The 22,779-nt window shown below is 69.1% G+C and carries 19 protein-coding genes; 16 read left to right on the plus strand and 3 right to left on the minus strand.

What is annotated here, in order from left to right:
- Nucleotides 1-134: 134 nt before the first annotated feature.
- Nucleotides 135-1,280 carry an FAD-dependent monooxygenase gene (locus KDK82_RS21450; RefSeq protein WP_170962085.1) on the minus strand — a complete coding sequence of 382 codons (1,146 nt, stop codon included), beginning with the start codon at nt 1,278-1,280 and terminating at the stop codon, nt 135-137.
- A gap of 174 nt (nt 1,281-1,454) precedes the next feature.
- On the opposite strand from KDK82_RS21450, the gene KDK82_RS21455 reads away from it, so the two are divergent.
- The 7 genes from KDK82_RS21455 (at nt 1,455) to KDK82_RS21485 (ending at nt 8,099) form a co-directional block, all read left to right on the plus strand.
- The gene (locus tag KDK82_RS21455; RefSeq protein WP_088166137.1) at nt 1,455-2,321 is read left to right on the plus strand and encodes an MOSC domain-containing protein; all 867 of its coding nucleotides are present in this window, start codon (nt 1,455-1,457) and stop codon (nt 2,319-2,321) included.
- Nucleotides 2,322-2,390: 69 nt separating this feature from the next.
- Nucleotides 2,391-3,485 (plus strand): redox-regulated ATPase YchF, encoded by a 1,095-nt coding sequence (gene ychF / locus KDK82_RS21460; protein WP_012203464.1) that lies wholly within the window; start codon nt 2,391-2,393, stop codon nt 3,483-3,485.
- A 123-nt stretch (nt 3,486-3,608) separates the two neighbouring features.
- Nucleotides 3,609-4,187 (plus strand): CbrC family protein, encoded by a 579-nt coding sequence (locus tag KDK82_RS21465; RefSeq protein ID WP_256974526.1) that lies wholly within the window; start codon nt 3,609-3,611, stop codon nt 4,185-4,187.
- Nucleotides 4,188-4,192: 5 nt separating this feature from the next.
- Nucleotides 4,193-5,068: an SMI1/KNR4 family protein gene (locus tag KDK82_RS21470; RefSeq protein ID WP_088166139.1), complete on the plus strand. Its 876-nt coding sequence runs from the start codon at nt 4,193-4,195 to the stop codon at nt 5,066-5,068.
- Between the two features lie 68 nt (nt 5,069-5,136).
- Nucleotides 5,137-6,087: a membrane protein gene (locus KDK82_RS21475; RefSeq protein ID WP_013804059.1), complete on the plus strand. Its 951-nt coding sequence runs from the start codon at nt 5,137-5,139 to the stop codon at nt 6,085-6,087.
- Nucleotides 6,088-6,211: 124 nt separating this feature from the next.
- Nucleotides 6,212-7,093: a carboxylating nicotinate-nucleotide diphosphorylase gene (gene nadC, locus KDK82_RS21480; RefSeq protein ID WP_088166140.1), complete on the plus strand. Its 882-nt coding sequence runs from the start codon at nt 6,212-6,214 to the stop codon at nt 7,091-7,093.
- 10 nt (nt 7,094-7,103) lie between these two features.
- Nucleotides 7,104-8,099 (plus strand): tripartite tricarboxylate transporter substrate-binding protein, encoded by a 996-nt coding sequence (locus KDK82_RS21485; RefSeq protein WP_088166141.1) that lies wholly within the window; start codon nt 7,104-7,106, stop codon nt 8,097-8,099.
- Between the two features lie 27 nt (nt 8,100-8,126).
- On the opposite strand, the gene KDK82_RS21490 is transcribed toward KDK82_RS21485, so the two are convergent.
- Nucleotides 8,127-8,909, minus strand: coding sequence for a 3-hydroxybutyrate dehydrogenase (locus tag KDK82_RS21490; RefSeq protein ID WP_012203473.1), 783 nt, complete (start codon nt 8,907-8,909; stop codon nt 8,127-8,129).
- Nucleotides 8,910-9,039: 130 nt separating this feature from the next.
- Nucleotides 9,040-9,969, minus strand: a complete 930-nt coding sequence (locus tag KDK82_RS21495; RefSeq protein ID WP_088166142.1) for a LysR family transcriptional regulator — start codon at nt 9,967-9,969, stop codon at nt 9,040-9,042.
- A gap of 130 nt (nt 9,970-10,099) precedes the next feature.
- Here KDK82_RS21495 and mdlC point away from each other — a divergent pair, with 130 nt between their 5' ends.
- The 9 genes from mdlC to KDK82_RS21540 all read left to right on the plus strand — a co-directional run bounded on the left by mdlC (nt 10,100) and on the right by KDK82_RS21540 (nt 22,749).
- Nucleotides 10,100-11,734, plus strand: a complete 1,635-nt coding sequence (mdlC, locus tag KDK82_RS21500) for a benzoylformate decarboxylase (RefSeq protein ID WP_218827090.1) — start codon at nt 10,100-10,102, stop codon at nt 11,732-11,734.
- Nucleotides 11,735-11,762: 28 nt separating this feature from the next.
- Nucleotides 11,763-12,701 (plus strand): ketopantoate reductase family protein, encoded by a 939-nt coding sequence (locus KDK82_RS21505; protein ID WP_088166143.1) that lies wholly within the window; start codon nt 11,763-11,765, stop codon nt 12,699-12,701.
- Between the two features lie 42 nt (nt 12,702-12,743).
- On the plus strand, nt 12,744-13,718 hold the full coding sequence (locus KDK82_RS21510; RefSeq protein WP_088166144.1) for a tripartite tricarboxylate transporter substrate binding protein: 975 nt from the start codon (nt 12,744-12,746) through the stop codon (nt 13,716-13,718).
- 78 nt (nt 13,719-13,796) lie between these two features.
- Nucleotides 13,797-14,795: a tripartite tricarboxylate transporter substrate binding protein gene (locus tag KDK82_RS21515; protein WP_013804051.1), complete on the plus strand. Its 999-nt coding sequence runs from the start codon at nt 13,797-13,799 to the stop codon at nt 14,793-14,795.
- A 435-nt stretch (nt 14,796-15,230) separates the two neighbouring features.
- Complete coding sequence (locus KDK82_RS21520) at nt 15,231-16,454, plus strand: efflux RND transporter periplasmic adaptor subunit (RefSeq protein ID WP_088166145.1); 1,224 nt, start codon at nt 15,231-15,233, stop codon at nt 16,452-16,454.
- Complete coding sequence (locus KDK82_RS21525; protein ID WP_088166146.1) at nt 16,451-19,624, plus strand: efflux RND transporter permease subunit; 3,174 nt, start codon at nt 16,451-16,453, stop codon at nt 19,622-19,624. Before KDK82_RS21520 ends, KDK82_RS21525 begins: the two co-directional genes overlap by 4 nt.
- Nucleotides 19,625-19,635: 11 nt before the next feature.
- Nucleotides 19,636-20,955, plus strand: a complete 1,320-nt coding sequence (locus KDK82_RS21530; protein ID WP_088166147.1) for a TolC family protein — start codon at nt 19,636-19,638, stop codon at nt 20,953-20,955.
- Between the two features lie 62 nt (nt 20,956-21,017).
- Nucleotides 21,018-22,118 carry a sensor histidine kinase gene (locus tag KDK82_RS21535; RefSeq protein WP_088166148.1) on the plus strand — a complete coding sequence of 367 codons (1,101 nt, stop codon included), beginning with the start codon at nt 21,018-21,020 and terminating at the stop codon, nt 22,116-22,118.
- Nucleotides 22,111-22,749 (plus strand): response regulator transcription factor, encoded by a 639-nt coding sequence (locus tag KDK82_RS21540; protein ID WP_088166149.1) that lies wholly within the window; start codon nt 22,111-22,113, stop codon nt 22,747-22,749. The genes KDK82_RS21535 and KDK82_RS21540 overlap by 8 nt, the downstream gene beginning before the upstream one ends.
- Nucleotides 22,750-22,779 lie beyond the last annotated feature (30 nt).

Genomic DNA, 22,779 nt, shown 5'->3' on the forward strand with positions numbered 1-22,779 from the left:
GGTGGGCGGGGCCGCATTCAGGCCGGCCGCGCCGTGGTTGAGGGGGATTGCGCGGCGCGGTGCGCCACGGAGCAGGGGTACGAGTCGCAAAACGGCAAAGGGTTCAACGGCACGGGATCGGCTTGGCTCCAGGCTCAGGCGCCGCTGCGCGGGTCCAGGCCCATGGCCTGGCGCGCCATCCAGTCCTTGAGCGGGCCGAAGCGCTCGAAGCCCTTCATGCCCCAGTTGCGCAGCATCTGCACCGGCACCTCGGAGCGGCTGAACAGCTGCTGCAGCCCGTCCATGGCCAGCCCCATGGGCGCCAGCGCGGCCTTGCGCTCGCGTTCATAGCGGCGCAGCAGGCGCAGATCGCCGGTGCTGCGCCAGTAGCCGCGCTCCTGCAGCACGCGTGCCAGCGCCTGTACATCGCCCAGGCCCAGGTTCAGGCCCTGGCCTGCCAGCGGATGCACGTTGTGGGCAGCGTCGCCCACCAGCACCCAGCTGCGGGCCGAGCGTGCATCGCCGTCGGGCATGGAGCCGCACCAGTGGTCGGCCACGGCCTGCTGCAGCGGCCAGGCCATGCGCGGTGCGCTCAGCTCCAGCCGGCCCAGCGCGCCCTGGCTGATGGCTTCCAGCCGCGCGGTGAAATCCTGTGTGTCGGCGGCCAGCCAGCCGTCGGCCAGCTCGCGGGCGATGGACCAGACCACGGCCACGCTGTGGCCTTGCGGGCCGTCCAGCGGCAGCAGGGCCAGGATGCCTTCGGGCGTGAACCACTGTCGCGCCACCTGTCCGTGCGGCAGCTCGCAGTGCAGCCGGGTGGCGATGGCGTGCTGTGCATAGGGCGTGACGGCGAAGTCCACACCGAACTCGCTGCGCGTGCGGCTGGCGCGGCCCTCGCAGATGGCCGTCAGCGGCGCCGCCACGGGCTGCTCCACCACCTCGACCATGGGCTGGTAGCGCACGGCCTCGGCCAGGCGCTGCTCCAGCGCGGGCACATCGACGATCCAGGTCAGGGCCTCGACATCCTGGCTGGCGGCGTCGAACAGCACATGGCCGTCCAGGTCGCCAAAGACTTCCATTTGCGTCACGGGCGTGGCGTGCTGGTCATCGGGCCAGCAACGCAGGCTGTCCAGCAGACCGCGTGCGCTGGCATTGAGCGCGTAGGCGCGCACATCGGGCGCGTTGCCGGTCGGCGCGGCCACCACCAGGGCCACGCGCAGCCGTTCCCGGGCCAGCAGGAGAGCCAGGGTCCGGCCTGCAATGCCGGCCCCGCGTATACATACATCAAAGGTTTGCGCCATGGCCGGCATTGTAGGAGTCCGGGCCATGCCGGGGATTCCAACTGGCGCAAACTCCGGCTTTGGCATGACCTGCCGCAGCCTGCGTCGCCATCTGGCATATTGCCGCCCATCGCATGGCGCCATTCGCGCCATGGATGGCATACACACTCCAGATTTCCCAAAAAGAGCTATCCGATGTTTGACCAAGAAAGAGACGTGCAGGGCCGCATTGCACAGTTGTGGGTATATCCCGTCAAATCCTGCGCGGGCATCGCGCTGCAAAGCAGCGGCGTCGGCGCCACCGGCCTGGCCTGGGACCGCCACTGGATGGTGGTCGATGCGCAGGGCGAATTCCTGACCCAGCGCGACCATCCGCGCATGGCCTGGATACGCCCCGAGCTGGAGGCCGGGCACCTGGTGCTGCACTTTCCCCAGCAGCCGCCGCTGCGCATCGCGCTGCAGGCCACGGGGCCGGAGCGCCGGGCGCGCGTCTGGTCGGACTGGGTGCAGGCCTGGGACATGGGCCCCGAGGCCGCCCACTGGCTGACGCAGGCCCTGGGCACGGACTGCTCCCTGGTGCGCTTCGACCCGGCGGCGCCGCGCCGCACCAGCGAGCGCTGGACCGGGGGCGAGGCCGCACCTGTGCACTTCGCGGACGGCTATCCGCTGCTGGTGCTGAGCCAGGCGGCCGTGGATGAACTCAACCAGCGCCTGCAGGCGGCCGGCCACGCCCCGGTGGACGCACGGCGCTTTCGCCCCAACATCGTGATCGAAGGCCTGGAAGCCCATGACGAGGACCGGGTCGACGGGCTCGACGTGCTCGATGCCCAGGGCCTGCGGCTGCGCATGGCCAAGCCCTGCACACGCTGCCCCATTCCCGACATCGACCCCGTCACGGCCGTGCAGGGCACCGCCGTGGGTGACGCCATCCGTACCTACCGCCAGGACGACCGTGTCGATGGCGCCATCACCTTCGGCATGAATGCCGTGCTGGAAGGCCTGCACGACGGGGCCGAACTGGTCGTTGGCCAGTCCGTGGCCGGCGACTGGCAGTTCGCCTGAAACGACAGGAAATGCCCGGTTGACTAAAATACGGGGTTTGTCCCCAGAATCCCTGTAGAAAGCCCTGCCATGAGCCTCAAATGCGGCATCGTGGGCCTGCCCAATGTGGGCAAGTCCACTCTCTTCAACGCGCTGACGAAGGCCGGCATCGCCGCCGAGAACTATCCCTTCTGCACCATCGAGCCGAACACCGGCGTGGTGGAAGTGCCCGATCCGCGCCTGCAGAAGCTGGCCGACATCATCACGCCCGAGCGCATCGTCCCGGCCATCGTCGAATTCGTGGACATCGCCGGCCTGGTGGCCGGTGCCTCCAAGGGTGAAGGCCTGGGCAACCAGTTCCTGGCCCACATCCGCGAGACCGACGCCATCGTCAACGTGGTGCGCTGCTTCGAAGACCCCAACGTCATCCACGTGGCCAACAAGGTGGACCCCATCGCCGACATCGAGGTCATCCAGACCGAGCTGTGCCTGGCCGACCTGGCCACCGTCGAGAAGGCGCTGAACCGCTACAGCAAGGCCGCCAAGTCGGGCAACGACAAGGAAGCCGCCAAGGTGGTGGCGCTGCTGACCCCCATCCAGGCTGCCCTGGACCAGGGCAAGCCCGCACGCACGGTGCCCGTCTCCAAGGAAGACGCGCCCCTGCTCAAGCAGTTCTGCCTGATCACCGCCAAGCCCGCCATGTTCGTGGGCAACGTCAGCGAAGACGGCTTCGAGAACAACCCGCTGCTCGACAGCCTCAAGGCCTATGCCGAGGCACAAGGCGCTCCCGTCGTGGCCATCTGCGCCAAGATCGAGGCTGAAATGGCCGAGATGAGCGACGAAGACCGCGACATGTTCCTGCAGGAACTGGGCCTGGAAGAACCGGGCCTGAACCGCCTGATCCGCGCCGGCTTCGGCCTGTTGGGCCTGCAGACCTACTTCACGGCCGGCGTCAAGGAAGTGCGCGCCTGGACCATCAAGGTCGGCGACACCGCCCCCCAGGCCGCAGGCGTCATCCACGGCGACTTCGAGCGCGGCTTCATCCGTGCCCAGACCATCGCCTTTGACGACTTCATCGCCTTCAAGGGCGAGCAAGGCGCCAAGGACGCGGGCAAGATGCGCGCCGAAGGCAAGGAATATGTCGTCAAGGATGGCGACGTGATGAACTTCCTGTTCAACGTGTGAGGCAACGGATGCCGCGGCAGAACTGCTGAAAAGCAGTTCTCGCCCACCTCAGGAAACCGCGCTTGTGCGCGGTTTTTTCATGCCTGGATCGATTCGGTCCCGCGCACCGAACGTCCATGGACAATGGCGCCTTTCCATTGGGGAAAGAGAGACCTTGAAATGGACCGCCCGCATTTCAGATTCCATCCCGGTGCCTATGAAACCGTCTTCGAGCAGGAAGAGGGTGTGTGTTCCTGCTGCGGACAAAACCGCAGCCTCAAGTACGAAGGCCCGTTCTACAGCCAGCAAAGCCCCGATTACCTGTGTCCCTGGTGCATTGCCAGCGGGCAGGCTTGCGAGACATACGACGGCGAACTTGTGGGATATACCGATATCGAAGGCGTGTCGCCTGATCCGGCAGACCCGGAGCCCACCATCGCCAGGGAGCTGCTGCTGGAGATCGCGCAGCGCACGCCCGGCTACAGGGCCTGGCAGCAGCCCGTGTGGCTCACGCACTGCAACGCACCCTGTGTCTTCCTGGGTCACGCCGACAGGCAGGCCGTCGAGCCTTTCCTTGCTGAAGTCCTGCCCGACATCGAAGGCAGCTACAGCAACGATGCGCAGTGGATGCTGGAGCGGATGTCCAAGGACGGCATGATTTCCGGCTGTCTTTTCCGGTGCGTGCATTGCGGCAGGCATCGGCTGCATATGGACGTGGGATGAATCCAATGACCACCTACGCCAACCTCTCCATCCAGACCGGCATTGCGCTGCCGCCGCTGTTGAGCGACCTCCTGGCATCGGGAAAGACCGTCTACGGTCCGGATTGGGCCGCCACCTGGCGCCAGCGCTGCCTGCAGGACCCGCCCTTGTTCATGAGTTGGCAGGACTTCGAATGGATAGATGCCGAAGCCAGCCGGGAAATCATCGAGGGCTGGCTTCATCCTGGCGCACAGAACGGCCGGAGCTTTCTGCCATTCGCCCAGTCGGGCGCCGGCGATGCCTGGTGCCTGACGCCGCTGGACATGCATGGCGTGGGCGTGGCGCTGGTGTTGCACGATGACGAGGCCAGCAGTGTTTCGCACGCCTGCTTCGATGACTTTGTCTGCGCGGGATTTCTGCAGGCCTTTGCGGACCTGAGCGATCAGCTGGATGAGTTCTCGCAGTCGGAGGCTTTGCAACTGTTGCGGGCCGATGTCGCACAGACCACGCGCTTCATGAAGCAGGAGTTGGGCGACTATCTGCAGGATTTCTGTCGGCGTCCCTTGGAGATCAGGCCTTGGCGCGACGGGCCCCGGGCGCGTGTTCGCCAGGTGGCTTCATTGATTTCACAGGATGAACTGGCGGCCGAACTGGGCCGGCTGCCTGCCGTGGACCTTTCCTTTCCCGTCGTGGCGCGCTGGGAGGTGCGTTCGGTGGAGGAGGGAGACGCGCGGCATGGCCCTGCGCCAGAGTCCGCAAAGATCGACTGGCGCACCCTCGCCGCCGATCCCCTGCAGAAGATGGCGGCCATCAGGGCCTGCCAGAGCGAGCATGGCTGCAGCCTGGGACAGGCCAAGGCCATGGTGGACCAGTACATCGGAAGCTTGGACCGCCATGCGTGAACGCGGGCAACCCCGCCCCTGCAACCCACCATAATCACCCATCCCGCCAACCGACCTCCCTCACCTTCGTGCCCCACCCCACCAGTCCCGCAGCCTCTCCCATCCATGCCGAACTCGTTGCCGTGCTGGCGGCCGTGACCCAGGGCACACCGCGCGTGCTGACCACGGCGGACGGGCAGTTGCTGCCGGCGGGGCCGTTCGAGGTGGGGCACCGTTCGCTGCAGGCCGGCCTGCGCGCCTGGGTGGAGGAGCAGACCCATCACCCGCTGGGCTACATGGAGCAGCTCTACACCTTTGCAGATGGCGATCGCACCGATGCCAGCGGGGCGCGCGTGATCTCGGTCAGCTACCTGGGGCTGACGCGCGAATCCGCGGACCGCAGCGCGGGGCAGGCCGTCTGGCAGGACTGGTACCGCTACTTTCCCTGGGAAGACTGGCGCGGCGGCGAGCCGGCCCTGCTGCGCTCCCACATCGCTCCGCGCCTGCATGCCTGGATGGCCGAGGCGCGCGGCGCCCAGCGTGCGCTGCGGCGCCAGCGCGCGGACATCGCCTTCGGCCTGGACGGCGGGCCCTGGAACGAGGACATGGTGCTGCAGCGCTACGAACTGCTGTACGAGGCCGGACTGGTGCAGGAGGCGGCCCACCGCGTCCATGGCGCGGCCGCCATGCTGCCTGGCGAGGCCATGCACCACGACCACCGCCGCATCCTGGCCACGGGCATGGCGCGGCTGCGGGCCAAGATCAAGTACCGGCCCGTGGTCTTCGAGCTGATGCCGCCCGAGTTCACGCTGCTGCAGCTGCAGCAGACGGTGGAGGCCCTGGCCGGGCGCGGGCTGCACAAGCAGAACTTCCGCCGCCTGATCGAGCAGCAGGATCTGGTCGAGGAGACCGGCCAGCTCACGGTGGGCTCGGCGGGCCGGCCGGCCAAGCTGTTCCGCTTTCGCAGCGATGTGCTGCTGGAACGCGCCATCTCCGGCAGCAAGCTGCCTCTGGCCAAGGGCATCGACGGTTCCCCCTGAGCCGCACGGCACTTGCCCGATTGTGTCAATGGCTTGACAGCACTTATGCTCGTATCTAGCATAAGTTCCTCGCTCAAGCCCGCAAGGCCGCGCGCCACATTTTTTTGATCTACATATACTCAAAATGAGCATTAATATTGCCAATGCCCTCAGTGCCCGCCTGCCGGTACCGCCGCTGCCCGACCTGATGCTGGAGCCGCTGGTGCGCTCGGCCCTGCTGGAAGACCTGGGCCGCGCGGGCGACCTGACCACGGATGCCATCGTCCCTGCCGACGCACAGGCCGAACTGCGCCTGGTGGCGCGCCAGGAGGGCGTGCTGGCCGGGCTGGACATGGCGCGGCTGGCGTTCCGTGCGCTGGATGCGCAGTCGCGTTTCGAGCCGGTGCTGCGCGATGGCAGCGAACTGGCGCCCGGCCAGGAGATCGCGCGTATCCACGGCAGCGCGCGCGCCATCCTCACCGCCGAGCGCGTGGCGCTCAACTACCTGTGCCACCTGAGCGGCGTGGCCACGGCCACGGCATCGATCGCGCGGGCCATCGCCGACACGGGCGCACGCGTGACCTGCACGCGCAAGACCATGCCCGGCCTGCGCGCGCTGCAGAAGTACGCGGTGCGCGTGGGCGGCGGCAGCAACCACCGCTTCGGCCTGGACGATGCCGTGCTGATCAAGGACAACCACATCGCGCTGGCCGGCGGCGTGGCCGAAGCCCTGGCCCGGGCGCGCGCAGGCGTGGGCCACATGGTGCAGATCCAGCTGGAGGTGGACACGCTGGAGCAGCTGGAGGTGGCGCTGTCCCTGGGCGTGGAAGTGGTGCTGCTGGACAACATGGACCTGGACACGCTGCGCATGGCCGTCTCCATGGCGCGCGGGCGCGCGGTGACCGAAGCCTCGGGCCGCATCACGCCAGAGACGGCGCGTGCCGTGGCCGAGACCGGCGTGGACCAGATCGCCGTGGGCTGGATCACGCACAGCGCCCGGGTTCTCGACATCGGCCTCGACACCTGAGGACTCGGTCATGGCATTTTCTTTGCGCGGGCGGAGACTCTGGACGCTGGCGGCCTGCGCGCTGCTGGCGGGCGCATCGGGGCTGTGGCTGGCGGCGCCGGGCAAGGCCGGCACGCGCCTGGAGCGGCCCATCACCATCGTCGTGACCTTTCCGCCGGGCGGCGGCACGGACCTGCTGGCGCGGCGCCTGGGCGAGCAGCTGCAGCAGCGCCTGGGCCAGCCCGTGGTGGTGGAGAACCGGCCCGGCGCCAGCGGCAACATCGGCGCCCATGCCGTGGCCCAGGCCGTGGCGGACGGCAGCACCTTGCTGATGGCCAACAGCTCGTTTGCCATCAACCCCGGTGTGTACGAACGCCTGGACTTCGACCCGCGCAAGGACTTCACGGCAGTGTTCAACGCAGGCTCCATCGCCTCGGTGCTGGTCGTGCCTGCGGACAGCGCGCTGCAGACGCTGGAGGATGCGCTGGCTCAGGCGCGCCAGGACCGGCCGCTGCTGTTCGCCTCCTGCGGCAACGGCACGCCCCAGCACCTGGCCGGCGAGATGCTGGCCCGGGAGGCGAAGCGCTTTGTGCAGCATGTGCCCTACAAGGGCTGCGGCCCGGCCATCACCGCCGTGGCGGCAGGCCAGGTGGCGGCGGGCATGGTCACGGCCAGCAGTGCTGCGGCCATGATCGCTGCAGGCCGAGTGCGCGCCCTGGCCGTCACGGCGCCGCAGCGACTGCCGCAGCTGGCCGGCGTTCCCACGGTGGCCGAGCGCGGCCTGCCGGGCTTTGCGGTGGAGCAGTGGCACGGCCTGCTGGCACCTGCCGCCACGCCACGGGCCACGGTGCAGGCATTGCATGACACGCTGGAGCAGGCGCTGGCCGATCCCGCCGTCAGCGCTGGCTTGCGCGACCAGGGCTACACCCTGGCGCGGCAGACACCGGGCCAATTCCAGGCGCTGATCGCGGCCGACATCGACCGCTATGCGGCCGTGACGCGTGCGCTGGGCCTGAAGGCCGATTGAAGGCCGATTGAGTGGCCGACTGGCGACTTACTGCATGAACCAGCCGTGGCTGACCACCAGCGACTGGCCGGTCAGCGCATTGCTGGGGAAGCCCGCGAACAGCAGGGCCACGCGGGCCACGTCCTCGGTGGTGGTGAACTCGCCGTCCACGGTTTCCTTGAGCATCACGTTCTTGATGACCTCGTCCTCGCTGATGCCCAGCGTGCGGGCCTGCTCGGGAATCTGCTTGTCCACCAGCGGCGTGCGCACGAAGCCCGGGCAGATCACATTGGCGCGCACGCCGTGCTTGGCGCCTTCCTTGGCCACGGTCTTGGCCAGCCCGATCAGGCCGTGCTTGGCCGTGACATAGGGCGCCTTGAGCAGCGAGGCTTCCTTGGAGTGCACCGATCCCATGTAGATCACGCTGCCGCCGCGGCCTTGCGCATACATGTGCTTGAGGCAGGCGCGCGTGGTGAGGAAGGCACCGTCCAGGTGGATGGCCAGCATCTTCTTCCAGTCGGCAAAACTGAATTCCTCCACCGGATGCACGATCTGTATCCCGGCATTGCTGACCAGGATGTCGATGCCGCCGAAGGCCCGGGCGGCCTCCTCGACCGAGGCGTTGACCTGGGCCTCGTCTGTCACGTCCACGGCAACGCCCATGGCCTGCGCTCCCGTGGCGCGCAGCTCGGCCGCCGTGGCGTCGGCTGCCTCCTTGTTGAGGTCGGCAATGACGATGCGCGCGCCTTCGCTGGCGAACAGCGTGGCGATCTCCTTGCCGATGCCGCTGGCCGAGCCGGTGATGAAGGCGACCTTGTCCTTGAGTTGCATGGTGAGTCTTTCCTGGAGAGTGGATGAAACAGGCCGGTGTCCATCTTCGGCGCGGCCGGCCGCGTGCCCTTGTCGGCGCAGGGACCAGTCTGGCGCCGGTTTCTTAGACGAAACTGAGTCGGCCCGCCCTTCAGGGCGCGGCGGCCTCGCGGTGCCGGGGCTGCTGGAACAGCTCGCAGACCAGTTCGCGCAGCCAGCGCTTGGCCGGTTCCTGCTCGAAGCGCCAGCTCCAGTGCAGCGACACGTCAAAGCGGTGATCGGGCAGATCGGCATCGCGCACCGCATAGCCACCGCGCTCGACAAAGCCGGCCGCGATCTCGGCCGGCATGATCACCGCCAGGTCGGTCTTGCCCACGATGGAGGGCACGGCCATGAAATGTGCGGCCGACAGGCGGATGCGCTCGTCGAGCCGCAGCGCCTGCAGGATGCGCAGCGTCTCCGAATGCGAGCGCACCGCCGCGAAATCCAGCTGGCGCAGCGTGGCCAGCGCCAGTGGCGTGTCTTCGGGCAGGTGCGCCAGTGCGGGGTGGCCGCTGCGCAGCAGCACGCCGTAATGGTCGGACAGCAGCACGGTCTGCCGGGTCCGCGTGCCACCCGGCAGAAAGCCGATGGCGATGTCCAGCGTGCCCCGGTCCAGCGCATCGGCAATGCCGTCCAGCGGCATGGGCAGGGTCTCCAGCTGCACATGCGGGGCGCGATGGTGCAGCGCCTGCATCAGCGGCGGCAGAAAGCGCGCCTCGCCGATGTCGCTCAGGTGGATGCGAAAGCGCTGGCGCGCCTGCAGTGGCTCGAAGCTCTGGGCCTCGGACATGGCGACTTCGAGCACCTCCAGCGCCTGGCGCACGGCCAGCGCCAGGCGCTCGGCACGCGGCGTGGGGCGCACGCCTGCGTGCGCGCGCTCGAACAGCGGATTGCCCAGCAGCAGGCGCAGCCGCGTTACGGCCTGGCTGGCGGCGGGCTGGGACATGCCCAGCTCCTCGGCCGCGCGGCTGACGCTGCAGTGGCGGTACACGGCGTCAAAGACGCGCAGCAGGTTGAGGTCCAGGTTCTTGATATCCATTTGGTGAATATCTCTTAGATGGTTTATTCAATTGCTGGAAATCATAAGCGCCTGCACCATGGGCGCCGATTTCCATGGCCACTGCGCGGCACGCACCGGGCGGCCGGCCCATTCCCCAGGAGACCCCATCTTGCAAGCACCCACCACACCGCGCAGCCAGCCCGCCGAGGCATCCTCTTCCACCGCGACCTACACCGTGCGCCATGCCGTGATCGCCATGCTGCGCGAGCTGGGCATGACGCGCATCTTCGGCAACCCGGGCTCGACCGAGCTGCCGCTGTTCCGCGACTACCCCGAAGACTTCTCCTATGTGCTGGGCCTGCAGGAAACCGTGGTCGTGGGCATGGCCGACGGCCACGCCCAGGCCACGCGCAATGCCAGCTTCGTGAACCTGCATTCGGCTGCGGGCGTGGGCCACGCCATGGCCAACATCTTCACGGCCTTCAAGAACCGCACGCCCCTGGTAATCACGGCAGGCCAGCAGGCGCGCTCGTTGCTGCAGTTCGACCCCTTCCTGCATTCCAACCAGGCCGCCGAGCTGCCTAAGCCCTATGTGAAGTGGAGCTGCGAGCCCGCGCGCGCCGAAGACGTGCCCCAGGCGCTGGCGCGCGCCTACTACATCGCCATGCAGGAGCCGCGCGGCCCCGTGCTGGTCTCCATTCCCGCCGATGACTGGGACAAGCCGGCCGAGCCCGTCACGCTGCGCCATGTGGGCTTCGAGACGCGGCCCGATCCGCGCACGCTGGACCTCATCGGCCAGGCGCTGGGCACCGCGCGTGCCCCGGCCCTGGTCGTGGGCGCGGCCGTGGACCGGGCCCAGGGCTGGGATGCCGTGGTCGCGCTGGCCGAGCGCCACCAGGCCCGCGTCTTCGTGGCCCCCATGAGCGGGCGCTGCAGCTTCCCCGAGGACCATCCCCTGTTCGCCGGCTTCTTGCCCGCCATGCGCGAGCGCATCGTGCAACTGCTGTCCGGCCATGACGTGGTCTTCGCCGTGGGCGCGGCCGCCTTCACCTACCACGTGGAAGGCGAGGGCCCGCACATCCCCGAGGGCACGGCGCTCTACCAGTTGATCGAAGACCCGGCCATTGCTGCATGGGCCCCCGTGGGCACGGCTGCCGTGGGCAATGTGCGCATGGGCGTGGAGGAGCTGCTGCAGCGCCCCGCACCCGCACCGCGCCAGGCGCCCGCACCCCGGCCCGCAGCGCCCGTGCCGGCTGCGCCCGCCGCAGGCGAGCGCATGTCGGTGGCCTTTGCCATGCACACGCTGGCCCAGGTGCGCGACCGCCACAGCATCGTGGTGGAAGAGGCGCCCAGCTCGCGCTCCACCATCCAGACCTACCTGCCCATCTTCCACTCGGGCACCTTCTACACCATGTGCAGCGGCGGCCTGGGCCACAGCATGCCGGCCGCCGTGGGCGTGGCGCTGGCAAAGCCCGAGGCCAAGGTGGTCGCCGTCATCGGCGACGGCTCGGCCATGTATGCCATCCAGGCCCTCTGGAGCGCAGCCCAGCTGCGCCTGCCCATCAGCTTCGTGATCCTCAAGAACCGCCGCTACGCGGCGCTGCAGGACTTCGCCCATGTCTTCGGCTACCGCGAGGGCGAGAAGGTCGAGGGCACGGAACTGCCCGACATCGACTTCGTGGCGCTGGCCCGTGGCCAGGGCTGCGACGGCGTGCATGTGGAGAACGCGGCCGAGCTGTCCGATGTGCTGGCCCGCGCGCTGGCCCATCCCCGGCCCATCGTGGTCGAGGTCGAAGTCGCCTGAGGCGAAGCCCCCTGCAGGAGACACGGCAATGGAAAACACAAGAAGCATAGGCATCCTCGGCGCAGGCGCCATGGGCACCCTGTTCGGCGCGCGGCTGGCCCGCATCGGCCTGGATGTGACCCTGGTCGACGTGAACGATGAGCTGCTGCAGGCCCTGAACCGCGATGGCGCGCGCTGCCACACCGATGAGGGGCTGCTGCAGGCGCGCGTGCATGCGGCGCGGGCCGAGCAGCTCACGGCGGGGCCCGCGCTGTGGCTGGTCTTCACCAAGTCGGCCCATACGCGGGCCGCGCTGCAGGGCATTGCGCATCTCATCGGGCCGGACACGCATTTCCTGAGCCTGCAAAACGGCATAGGCCATGCCGATGTGTTGCGTGAAATGGTGCCGCTCGAACGCATCGCCGTGGGCGTGACCACCTGGCCTGCGCGCGTGATGTCGCCGGGCGAGGTCAGCTCCATGGGGCAGGGCGGTATCCGCTTCATGCCTTGCAATGGCCAGCGCAGCGCGGTCTTCGACCAACTGGCGGATGAACTCAACCGCGCAGGCATGCATTGCCGCATCGACCCGCAGGTGCAGGAAGCCATCTGGGAAAAGCTGGCCTTCAATGCCGCCTTCAACGGCGTGTGCGCCGTGACGCGCCAGACCGTGGACGGACTGGCCAATCCGCAGGGCGAGGCCCTGCTGCAGCGCGTGCTGGACGAGGTGCTGTCCGTCGCCCATGCCCATGGCGTCGCCGCCAGTGCCGAGCGCGTGGGCGCGGCCGTGCGCGATGCGCTGGACCACCACCGGGGCCACCAGCCCTCGATGCTGCAGGACCTGCTGGCTGGCCGTACCACCGAGACGGGCGCCATCCATGGCGCCGTGCTGCAGGTGGCCGACCGCCTGGGCATTGCCGTGCCCGTGACGCGCACGCTGCACGCACTGGTCAGCCTGTCGGAGAACGCGGGCGCCGTCGCACCGCGCTGAACGCGCTCAAGGCAAAACGAGCCACTACAAGAAGGAGACAAGATGCTGCGCAGACAAGCACTCAAGGCCGTACTGGCCATAGGCGCCCCGCCCCTGCTGGGCATGGGCACGGCACACGCACAGACCGGCAAGCCCGTCGAATGGGTGGTGGGCTTTGCCGCAGGCGGCGGCTCGGACGCCGTGGCGCGCACCGTGGGCGAGTCCTTTGGCAAGGCCCTGGGCCGCACCGTGGTCGTCATGAACAAGCCCGGGGCCGGCACCAACATCGCCGCCGAGTACGCGGCGCGCACGCGCGAGCTGGGCAGCCTGGTCTTCACGGCCGACTTCGCCACGCTGGCGGCCAACCCCCACCTGTTTCGCAAGCTGGCCTACAACGCCGAGAAGGACTTCGTGCCCATCGGCCTGCTGGCGCGCTTTCCGCTGTTCCTCGTGGTCGGCAACCAATTGCCGGTGCACAACCTGCAGGAGTTCACGCAGTGGGTGAAGGCCCAGCCAGGCCCCGTCAGCTACGGCAGCCCGGGGCTGGGCACGCCGCATCACCTGGCCACCGAACTGCTGTCGCAGCGCCTGGGCCTGAAGATGTCCCATGTGCCCTATCGCGGCGCGGGGCCGGCCCTGATCGACGTGATCGGCGGCCAGATCCCCTTCATGCTGGCCGACAGCGCGGCGGCGGCCCAGCACATTGCGGCCGGCAAGCTGCGCGTCATCGGCGTGGCCAGCGCCGAGCGGCTCAAGAGCCACCCGTCTGTGCCCACGCTGGCCGAGCAGGGCGTGAAGGATTTCGAGGCCCATGCATGGCAGGGCCTGGTCGCACCCGCAGGCACGGACGACGCCACCGTACAGGCCTGGTCCGTGGCGCTGCAACAGGCGCTGCGCTCGCCTGCCGTGCTGGCGCGTTTCGAGGCGCTGTCGCTGGAGCCGCTGCCCGGCACGCCTGCGCAGATGCGTGACTACTGGCGCAGCGAAAGCCGGCGCTGGGGCCAGGTCATCGAGTCGGCGGGCATACGGCTGGATTGACCGTAGCGCCGCTGCGCCGCTGCTGCTTCAGGCGCCCTCACCGTTTTCAAGAACTCATAACCCAAGGAGACATAGCTCATGCACAAGACAACCCCCTTCAGCCGCTGGCGCCGCCTGGGCCTGCTGGCCCTGCTGGGCGCGACGGCCTCGGTCCCTGCGCTGGCGCAGAAGGCCGGCGACAAATGGCCCGAGCGCCCCGTGCGCCTGGTGGTGAACTTCGCGCCCGGCGGCGCGGCCGATGTGCTGGCGCGCGCCATCACGCCCACCATGTCCCAGGTGCTGGGCCAGTCGGTGGTGGTGGACAACAAGCCCGGCGCGGGCGGCAACATCGGCATCAGCGAAACCGTGCGCGCGCCCAAGGATGGCTACACGCTGCTGCTGAGCTCGGGCGGGGCCATCACCATCAACCCGATGATCTACAGCAAGCTGGCCTTCAATCCCGAAAAGGATTTGACGCCCGTGGCTGCCGTGGCGCGCGTGCATGTGTTCCTGGAGACCAATCCCGCCGTGCCCGCCACCAACGTGGCCGAGTTCATCAAGCACCTGAAGGCCAACCCCGGCAAGCTGTCCTACGGCTCGCCGGGCCAGGGCAGCTCGCCGCATCTGGCCGGCGAGATGTTCAAGCGCATGGCCGGTGTCGATGCCGTGCACGCCCCCTACAAGGGCGCGGGCCCGGCGCTCAGCGACGTGCTCAGCGGGCAGCTGCAGTTCTGGTTCGACCCGGGTCCGGGCCTCAAGCAGGTGGAGGCCGGCAAGCTGCGCCTGCTGGCCATTGGCAGCCCGCACCGCTCGCCGCAGTACCCCAACGTGCCCACGCTGGCCGAAAGCGGCCTGCCGGGCTTTGACGCCGACACGCTGTTCGGCATCTACGCGCCCACGGGCACGCCCGAGTCCGTGATCGAGGCCGTTCGCACTGCCGTGGCCAAGGCGCTGGAGCAAAAGAACGTCAACGATGTCATCCTCACCCTGGGCGCCACGCCCGCGCCCCTGAGCCGCAAGGCCTTCATCGACCACCACGCCACCGAGCGCGAGCGCTTTGGCGAACTGGTGAAAGCCATTGGCCTGAAAGTGGACTGAGCTTTCCCGCAGGCCATCGCCCGCAAGCCGCCCGCTCCGCGCTGGCGGCTTTTTTCTTTCCGGTCCGGGCCGGTCCGGGCCGGGCCGATGGGGCTTGTGCTGGCCATCTTCTATACGAAGGTATATCCCGCATCCACCAATGAACAGGCCAGCCTTCCCAACAAAGGCTGGCCGCAGGCACTTTCGCCTTTGATAATTCCGGGCACATATTGCACTGCAGCAAACAGGGCTCCCGGCCTGCACGGGGACTGCGCCACCCACACGCAAAGGAGTACCCCATGGACCCCGATCCCGATCCTGCCAGGCGCTGCCGCGCCGTCCCTTTCCGTCTTTCCCTTCTTCCATTTCTTGATCTGCCCGGACCCGGGCGGAGGCCTGTGATCGCCTGAAGGGGCGAGAGGTCTGCGCGGGTCCGTGGCGCCCGGAGACCTCAGGATGACCCGCTTTCTCGCTTCTGATCGACCAGGCCGACCCCATGGCCACCCACATGACCGACCACATGGCCTGCACCAGCGCCATCCCTTGCTGGCAGCCGCCTGGCCTGTGGGCGGGCTGCTGATCAGCGTGGCCATGGCCGCCTGCAACGGCCCGGCCGAAACCCAGGCTGCAGTGGCAACCCCCGCCACCGCCGCCCCGCAGCCGGCTCCCGTGCGCCGCGAAGGCAACCTCATCGTGGTGCCCGAAGGCTCGCCGCTGCGCGAGCGCCTGCAGGTGGCCGAGATCGCGCTGCAGCCGCTGCAGACCCGCCTGTCGGCCCCCGCCACCATCGAGGCCGAGCCTGAAAAGCTGGTCCGCATCACGCCGCCCGTGGCGGGCCGCCTGGTGCGCCTACACCACCAGCTGGGCGATGCGGTGAAGGCCGGCGATGCGCTGATCACCATGGACTCCTCCGAGATCTCCAGCGTGCGTGCCGAGCACGCCAAGTCCCAGGCCGCGCTGCTGCACGCGCGCCAGGAATTCGACCGCCAGAAGCTGCTGTTCGATGCCGAGATCGCCGCGCGCAAGGACTACGAGGCCGCGCAGCAGTCGCTGGCCGCCGCGGGGGCCGATGCGCGCGCCGCCTCCGACCACCTGTCCCAGCTGGGTGCGGCCGTGCAGGAAGGCTCGCGCGGCAGCTACGTGGTCAAGTCGCCCATCAGCGGCCGCGTGGTGGAGATGGCGGGCTCGCAGGGCGGCTACTGGAACGATGTGAATGCCTCCGTCATGACCGTGGCCGACCTGCGCAAGGTCTGGCTCAGCGCCAGCGTCAGCGAGCGCGACCTGGCCCATGTGGACGTGGGCCAGCAGGCCCACATCGCGCTGGCCGCCTATCCCGACCTGCAGCTGCAGGGCCGCGTGCAGTACGTGGGCGAGCTGGTGGACACCGCCACGCGCAGCGTCAAGGTGCGCGTGGCCGTGGACAACCCCGAAGGGCGGCTGCGCCCCGGCATGTTTGCGCGCGTGGGCTTCGACGCCCCGGCGCGCCAGGCCTTGATGGTGCCGGCCGCAGCCCTGCTGCAGGGCCAGGTCAGCACGCGCGTCTTCGTGGACAAGGGCGGCTGGCGCTTCGAGCCGCGCGACGTGCAGGTCGGCGCGCAGCAGGACGGCCAGGCCGAGATCCTCTCGGGCCTGGCGGCCGGCGAGCGCGTGGTGGTCAACGGGGGAGTGCTGCTGCAATGATCGAGCGCATCGTCAACATCGGCTTTTCGCGCCGCGGCGTGGTCTGGCTGGTCTTTTGCTTCGCGGCCCTGTATGGCGTGTTCAGCTGGAAGCAGCTGCCGCTGGAGGCCTATCCCGACATTGCCGACGTGACCTCGCAGATCGTCACCCAGGTGCCCGGTCTCGCGGCCGAGGAGATAGAGCAGCAGATCACCATTCCGCTGGAGCGCGCCCTGCTGGCCACGCCCGGCATGCACGTGCTGCGCTCGCGCAGCCTGTTCGCGCTGTCGCTGATCACCGTGGTCTTCGAGGACGGCGTGGACGGCTACTGGGCGCGCCAGCGCCTGAAGGAGCGCATCGACGAGGTCACGCTGCCCTATGGCGCCCGCGCCGGGCTGGACCCCTACAGCTCGCCCACGGGCGAGGTCTACCGCTACACGCTGGAAAGCCCCGTGCGCAGCCTGCGCGAGCTGTCCGAGCTGCAGCAATGGGTGGTGATCCCGCGCCTGAAGAAGGCCCAGTCCGTGGTGGACGTGACCAACTTCGGCGGCCTGACCACGCAGTTCATGCTGGAGCTGGACCCGGCGCGGCTGCTGCAGTACGGGCTGGCGCTGTCCCAGGTGATCGAGGCCATCAATGCCAACAACGCCAGCGGCGGCGGCAGCGTCATCGACCGGGGCGATGTCTCCTATGTGGTGCGTGGCGTGGGCCTGCTGGGCTCGCTGGACGACATGGGCAACGTGGTCGTCAAGACCACGGACAGCGGCACGCCCGTGCTGGTCAAGGACCTGGGGCGGCTGACCTACGGCAACGTGGAGCGGCGCGGCATCCTGGGCAAGGACGGCAACTCCGACACCCTGCAGGGCATCGTGCTGCTGCTCAAGGGCTCCAACCCCTCGCAGGCGCTGGAGGGCATCCACGCCGCCGTGGAGGAGCTCAACGGCAAGCTGCTGCCGCCCGACGTGAAGGTCGTGCCCTACCTGGACCGCACCACGCTGATCGAGCGCACCACCCACACCGTGGGCAAGACCCTGGCCGAAGGCCTGATCGTCGTCACCCTGGTGCTGCTGGTCTTCCTGGGCAGCCCGCGCGCGGCGCTGATCGTGGCGCTGACCATTCCCATGGCGCTGCTGCTGGCCTTCATCTTCATGCACCACGCGAAGATTCCGGCCAACCTGCTGTCGCTGGGCGCCATCGACTTCGGCATCCTGGTGGATGGCGCCGTGGTCGTGGTCGAGAACATCCTGCGGCGCCGCGAGGCCGACCAGAACCGGCCGCTCACGCCCAGGGACGCCATCACGGCCACGCTGCAGGTGGCGCGGCCCATCTTCTTCGGCATGTGCGTGATCGCGGCCGCCTACCTGCCGCTGTTCGCCTTCGAGCGCATCGAGTACAAGCTGTTCTCGCCCATGGCCAGCGCCGTGGGCGCGGCCCTGGTCGGGGCGCTGGCCGTGGCCCTGCTGCTCACGCCGGCCCTGGCCTGGCTGGCCTTCCGCAGGCCGCGCAGGATTTTCCACAACCCCGTGCTGCACCGGCTGGGTACGGCCTATGACCGCTTCCTGGGCGTGGCCGTGGGCCGCGTGCGCTGGCTGGCGGGGGCGGTGGTGGCCTCGCTGCTGGCGCTGGGCGTGCTGGCCGGCACCATGGGCCGCGACTTCCTGCCGTACCTGGACGAAGGCTCCATCTGGCTGCAGGTGCAGATGCCGCCCGGCATCACGCTGGACAAGGCGCGCGACATGGCCGACGCGCTGCGCAGCGCTGCGCTGGAGTTCCCCGAGGTCTCCTACATCGTCACCCAGACCGGGCGCAACGATGACGGCACGGATTACTGGACGCCCTCGCACATCGAGGCCAGCGTGGGCCTGCATCCCTATGGCGAATGGAAGTCGGGCCTGACCAAGCAGCAGCTGATCGCGAAGATGGCCGCGCGCTTCGACCAGCTGCCCGGTTATTCCGTGGGCTTCATGCAGCCCATGATCGACGGCGTGCAGGACAAGCTGTCCGGCGCGCACAGCGACCTCACGGTGAAGGTCTTCGGCCAGGATCTGGCCGAGGACCGGCGCGTGGCCGATGCCCTGGTGGCCGTGCTGGAGAAAGTGCCCGGCGCGGCCGATGTGGCCGTGGACGTGGAGCCGCCGCTGCCCAACCTGCGCATTGCGCTGGACCGCGCGGCGGCCGCGCGCTACGGCATCAATGCCTCCGAGGTGGCGCAGCTCATCTCCACCGGCGTGGGCGGGGCCTCCATCGGCCAGCTGTACGTGGGCGAGCGCAGCTACGACATGGCCGTGCGCTTCACGCCCGACACGCGCAGCAGCCCCGAGGCCATCGGCGCGCTGCGCCTGTCGGCGGCCAACGGCGCCCAGGTGCCGCTGGCTGACGTGGCACGCATCACCACCACCGTGGGCCAGAGCGTCATCGTGCGCGAGGGCGGGGAGCGCCACATCCTCGTCAAGCTCAATGTGCGTGGCCGCGACTTGGCGGGCTTCCTCAAGGATGCGCACACCGCCATCGACCAGTACCTGGACTACGACCGCCAGAAGCTGCACATCGAGTGGGGCGGGCAGTTCGAGAACCTGCAGCGTGCCGAGGCGCGGCTGCTCATGATCCTGCCGCTGACGCTGGGCATCATGCTGGTGCTGCTGTTCGGCGAGTTCGGCAACCTGCGCCAGCCGCTGCTGGTGCTGGGCGTGGTGCCGCTGGCCATGATCGGCGGCTTTGCGGGCCTGCACCTGCGCGGCATGACGCTCAACGTCTCCAGCGCCGTAGGCTTCATCGCGCTGTTCGGCGTGGCCGTGCTCTCGGGCGTGCTCATGGTCTCGCAGATCAACCGGCTGCGCCGCGAGGACGGCCTGAGCCTGCGCGAAGCCGTGCTCGAAGGCGCCTCCAGCCGCATGCGCCCTGTGCTGATGACGGCCACCGTCGCGGCCTTCGGCCTCACGCCGGCCATGCTGGCCACGGGCCTGGGCAGCGACGTGCAGCGGCCCCTGGCCACCGTCGTCGTCTGCGGCCTGTTCAGCGCCACCTTGCTGACCCTGCTGCTGCTGCCCAACCTCTACTACGTGATCGAGGCCCGTGCCGCCCGCGCGGCCGAACGCCGCCAGCGCCGCGCCGCTGAACGCGGTGAGAGCGGCGATCTGGATGCCGCCGAGGACGAGGGCGGGCATCGCACCGCAACGAGCCAACCCCATTGATGCGAGTCGCCATGCAAACGACCCCTTTCTTCCCCAGGCAGGCCCTGGCCCTGCTGCTGTGCCTTGGCGCCGCAGCCCAGGCGCAGACGGCGCCGTCCGCCGGCGTGCGCTTTTCCGACTACCTCAACGCCGTGGAGCAGCACAGCCCCCTGCTGCGCTCGGAGGAACAGGGCGTGGAATCCGCGCGTGCCGGCATCGGCATCGCCGGCATTCGCCCCGACCCCAACCTCACGCTGGGCGCCTCGCGCGAGCAGGTGCGCACCGGCCAGCCCAGGCCCACCACGCGCAACTACGAGATCAGCATGGAGCTGGAGACGGGCGGCAAGCGCGCCGCGCGCATCCGGTCCGCACGCAGCCAGGTGCGCCTGTCCGAGGCCGGCCTTGAAGGCGTGCGCAGCCAGCTGTTCTCCGATGCCGCCCAGGACTACACCCAGGCCTGCCGCGACTCGCTGGCGCTGGAGCGCAAGCAGCAGACGCTGAAGGCGCTGGGCGATGTGGTGCAGGCCAACGAACTGCGGCGCAAGGCCGGCGACATCGGCGGCGTGGAATGGCTGCAGTCGCGCGTGGAGCGCGACCGCTTCCAGGCCGAGGTGGTGCAGGCGCGCGCCGAGGCGCAGACCGCGCGGCTGGCGCTGTCCGTCCCGCTGGGACGCCGCCTGTCCGAAGTCTTTGCCAGCGACACGCTGCAATGCGGCTTCATGGAATTGGCCGAAGACTCGGGGCTGGAGGATGCCGACGCCCTGGTCGCCCAGGCCCTGCAGTCGCGCGCCGAGGTGCGCATCGCCCAGGCGGCGCTGGAGCATGCGCGCGACAACGCGGGCCTGGCCCAGGCCAACCGCTGGGTCAATCCCACGCTGGCGGTGGGCATGGCCGCCGTGCCGTCCACGGCTGCCGGCACCGATGCCCAGGGCAATCCCTTCGATGGCGGCGGGCGCTCGCGCACGCTGTCGGTCTCGGTCAGCGTGCCGCTGCCGCTGTCGCGCCTGGACCGGGGCGATCTGGTGCAGGCCGAGGCGGCCGTGACCCAGGCCATGCTGGCCCTGCAGCAGGCCCAGAACCGGGCCGAGGCCGATGTGCGCGGCGCGCGCTTTCGCCTGACCGCCGCGCGCGAGAACGTGCAGCGCTACCGCGACGGCGTGTTGCGCGATGCGCAGCGCGTGCTCGAGGGCATACGCCTGTCCTACCGGCATGGCGAGGCTTCGCTGCTGGAGCTGCTGTCCGCCCAGCGCTCGGCCGACGAGGCCTACCTGGGATCGCTGGAGGCCGAGACCGAGCTGGCCAAGGCCACGGTGGAGCTGCAGCTGAGCGTGGGCCGGCGACCCGCCCTCTGATCGCGGGAGGGCAGGGCATCTTGCGACACAATCGACACGCCCTCATCGCAGCCCTGCACGCCATGACCACCGCTCTGCGCCGCTTTCCCCATTGGCCCCGGGCCCTGATCCTGGCGGCCATGGGCGTCGCCATGGCCGCGATCTTCGCGCTCGACACGCTGACCGACTACGCCGTGGCGGCCGCCGTGTTCCATACCGCCATCATCCTGGTGGCGGTGCGCTGGTTCAGCCCGCGCGTGGTCATCGGGCTCACGGCGCTGTGCATCGTGCTGACCCTGGCCAGCTTTGCGCTCACGCCTGCCGGTGCCTATCGCACCGGACTGATCAACATGGTGATCAGCATCCTGGCCATTGCCATCACGGCCTATCTGGGCCTGAAGATGGTGGCGGCCCAGAACGCGGCCCATGAGGCGCGCACCCAGCTGATGCGCATCACCCAGACCACCAGCCTGGGGCAGTTGACGGCCTCCATCGCCCATGAGGTCAACCAGCCGCTGGCGGCCATCGTCACCAGCGGCAATGCCTGCCAGCGCTGGCTGGCCCAGGAGCCGCCCAATCTGGCCAAGGCCGGCCAGGCGCTGGAGCGCATCCTGGGCGATGCGCAGCGCGCCAGCGATTTCATTGCCCGCATCCGCAGCATGGCGCGCGGCGAGGCGCCCAGCCGCCAGTCCTTCGACCTCAACGACGCTGTGCGCGAGATGGCGCGCCTGTCGGATGCCGAGCTGGACCGGCGCGGCGTGGCCCTGGACCTGCAACTGGCGCCCGCGCTGCAGCCGGCCTGGGCCGACCGCGTGCACATCCAGCAGGTGCTGGCCAACCTGCTGATCAATGCCATGGATGCCATGCAGGGCACGCCGGCCGCGCAGCGGCGCATCACCGTCACCACCCAGGCCCTGGGCCAGCAACTGGTGCTGACCGTGGCCGATGCGGGCGAAGGCCTGTCGCCGCTGGCCCGCACCCACCTGTTCGATGCCTTCTGGACCACCAAGCCCGACGGCATGGGCCTGGGCCTGAACATCTGCCGCCACATGGCCGAGGCCAACGGCGGCCGCATCTGGGCCACGGACCGCGAGGACATGCGCGGCGGCACGGTCTTTCACATCACCATTGCCTGCGCCCCGGCCACGGGCGACAGGTCTTCCACGGGATTGCGCCATGGTTGAACCCTCCACGGCCGAAGCCGAGGCACTTGTCTACATCGTCGATGACGACGCCTCGGTGCGTGCCGCCATCGAGGACCTGCTGGCCTCGGTGGGCCTGTGCGTGCGCGCCTTCGGCGCCACGCGCGAGTTTCTGGACCACTGGCAGCGGCAGCCGCCCGTGGGGCCTGCATGCCTGGTGCTGGACATCCGCATGCCGGGCCAAAGCGGCATGGACTTCCGGCGCCAGATGCTGGAGATGGGCCTGAAGCTGCCCACCATCTTCATCACCGGCCATGGCGACATTCCCATGAGCGTGGAGGCCATGAAGACCGGCGCCATCGAGTTCCTGACCAAGCCCTTCCGCGACCAGGACCTGCTGGACGCTATCCAGCAGGGCATTGCCCTGGACCGCCAGCGCCGCGCGCTGGAGGCCGGCGAACAGGCGCTGCGCGCCTGCTGGCAATCGCTGTCGCCGGGCGAGCAGGAAGTGGTCGTGGGCGTGGTGCGCGGCCTGCTGAACAAGCAGATCGCGGCAGACCTGGGCGTGAGCGAAATCACGGTGAAGGTGCGGCGTGGCCAGGCCATGCGCAAGATGCAGGTGCGCACGCTGGCCGACCTGGTGCGTGCGCTGGAGCGGCTGGATATCCGCTGAGGTGTCCTGGCAGGCCGGGCGCAGGCCAGG

The sequence above is a fragment of the Delftia sp. K82 genome (assembly GCF_002193035.1).
Taxonomy (GTDB): Bacteria; Pseudomonadota; Gammaproteobacteria; order Burkholderiales; family Burkholderiaceae_C; genus Comamonas; species Comamonas acidovorans.

Coding starts and splice junctions, on each gene's coding strand:
- KDK82_RS21450 (WP_170962085.1), bottom strand. CDS start 1,280: ATGGCGCAAACCTTTGATGTATGTATACGCGGGGCCGGCATTGCAGGC.
- KDK82_RS21455 (WP_088166137.1), top strand. CDS start 1,455: ATGTTTGACCAAGAAAGAGACGTGCAGGGCCGCATTGCACAGTTGTGG.
- ychF (WP_012203464.1), top strand. CDS start 2,391: ATGAGCCTCAAATGCGGCATCGTGGGCCTGCCCAATGTGGGCAAGTCC.
- KDK82_RS21465 (WP_256974526.1), top strand. CDS start 3,609: ATGGCGCCTTTCCATTGGGGAAAGAGAGACCTTGAAATGGACCGCCCG.
- KDK82_RS21470 (WP_088166139.1), top strand. CDS start 4,193: ATGACCACCTACGCCAACCTCTCCATCCAGACCGGCATTGCGCTGCCG.
- nadC (WP_088166140.1), top strand. CDS start 6,212: ATGAGCATTAATATTGCCAATGCCCTCAGTGCCCGCCTGCCGGTACCG.
- KDK82_RS21485 (WP_088166141.1), top strand. CDS start 7,104: ATGGCATTTTCTTTGCGCGGGCGGAGACTCTGGACGCTGGCGGCCTGC.
- KDK82_RS21490 (WP_012203473.1), bottom strand. CDS start 8,909: ATGCAACTCAAGGACAAGGTCGCCTTCATCACCGGCTCGGCCAGCGGC.
- KDK82_RS21495 (WP_088166142.1), bottom strand. CDS start 9,969: ATGGATATCAAGAACCTGGACCTCAACCTGCTGCGCGTCTTTGACGCC.
- KDK82_RS21505 (WP_088166143.1), top strand. CDS start 11,763: ATGGAAAACACAAGAAGCATAGGCATCCTCGGCGCAGGCGCCATGGGC.
- KDK82_RS21510 (WP_088166144.1), top strand. CDS start 12,744: ATGCTGCGCAGACAAGCACTCAAGGCCGTACTGGCCATAGGCGCCCCG.
- KDK82_RS21515 (WP_013804051.1), top strand. CDS start 13,797: ATGCACAAGACAACCCCCTTCAGCCGCTGGCGCCGCCTGGGCCTGCTG.
- KDK82_RS21520 (WP_088166145.1), top strand. CDS start 15,231: ATGACCCGCTTTCTCGCTTCTGATCGACCAGGCCGACCCCATGGCCAC.
- KDK82_RS21525 (WP_088166146.1), top strand. CDS start 16,451: ATGATCGAGCGCATCGTCAACATCGGCTTTTCGCGCCGCGGCGTGGTC.
- KDK82_RS21530 (WP_088166147.1), top strand. CDS start 19,636: ATGCAAACGACCCCTTTCTTCCCCAGGCAGGCCCTGGCCCTGCTGCTG.
- KDK82_RS21535 (WP_088166148.1), top strand. CDS start 21,018: ATGACCACCGCTCTGCGCCGCTTTCCCCATTGGCCCCGGGCCCTGATC.
- KDK82_RS21540 (WP_088166149.1), top strand. CDS start 22,111: ATGGTTGAACCCTCCACGGCCGAAGCCGAGGCACTTGTCTACATCGTC.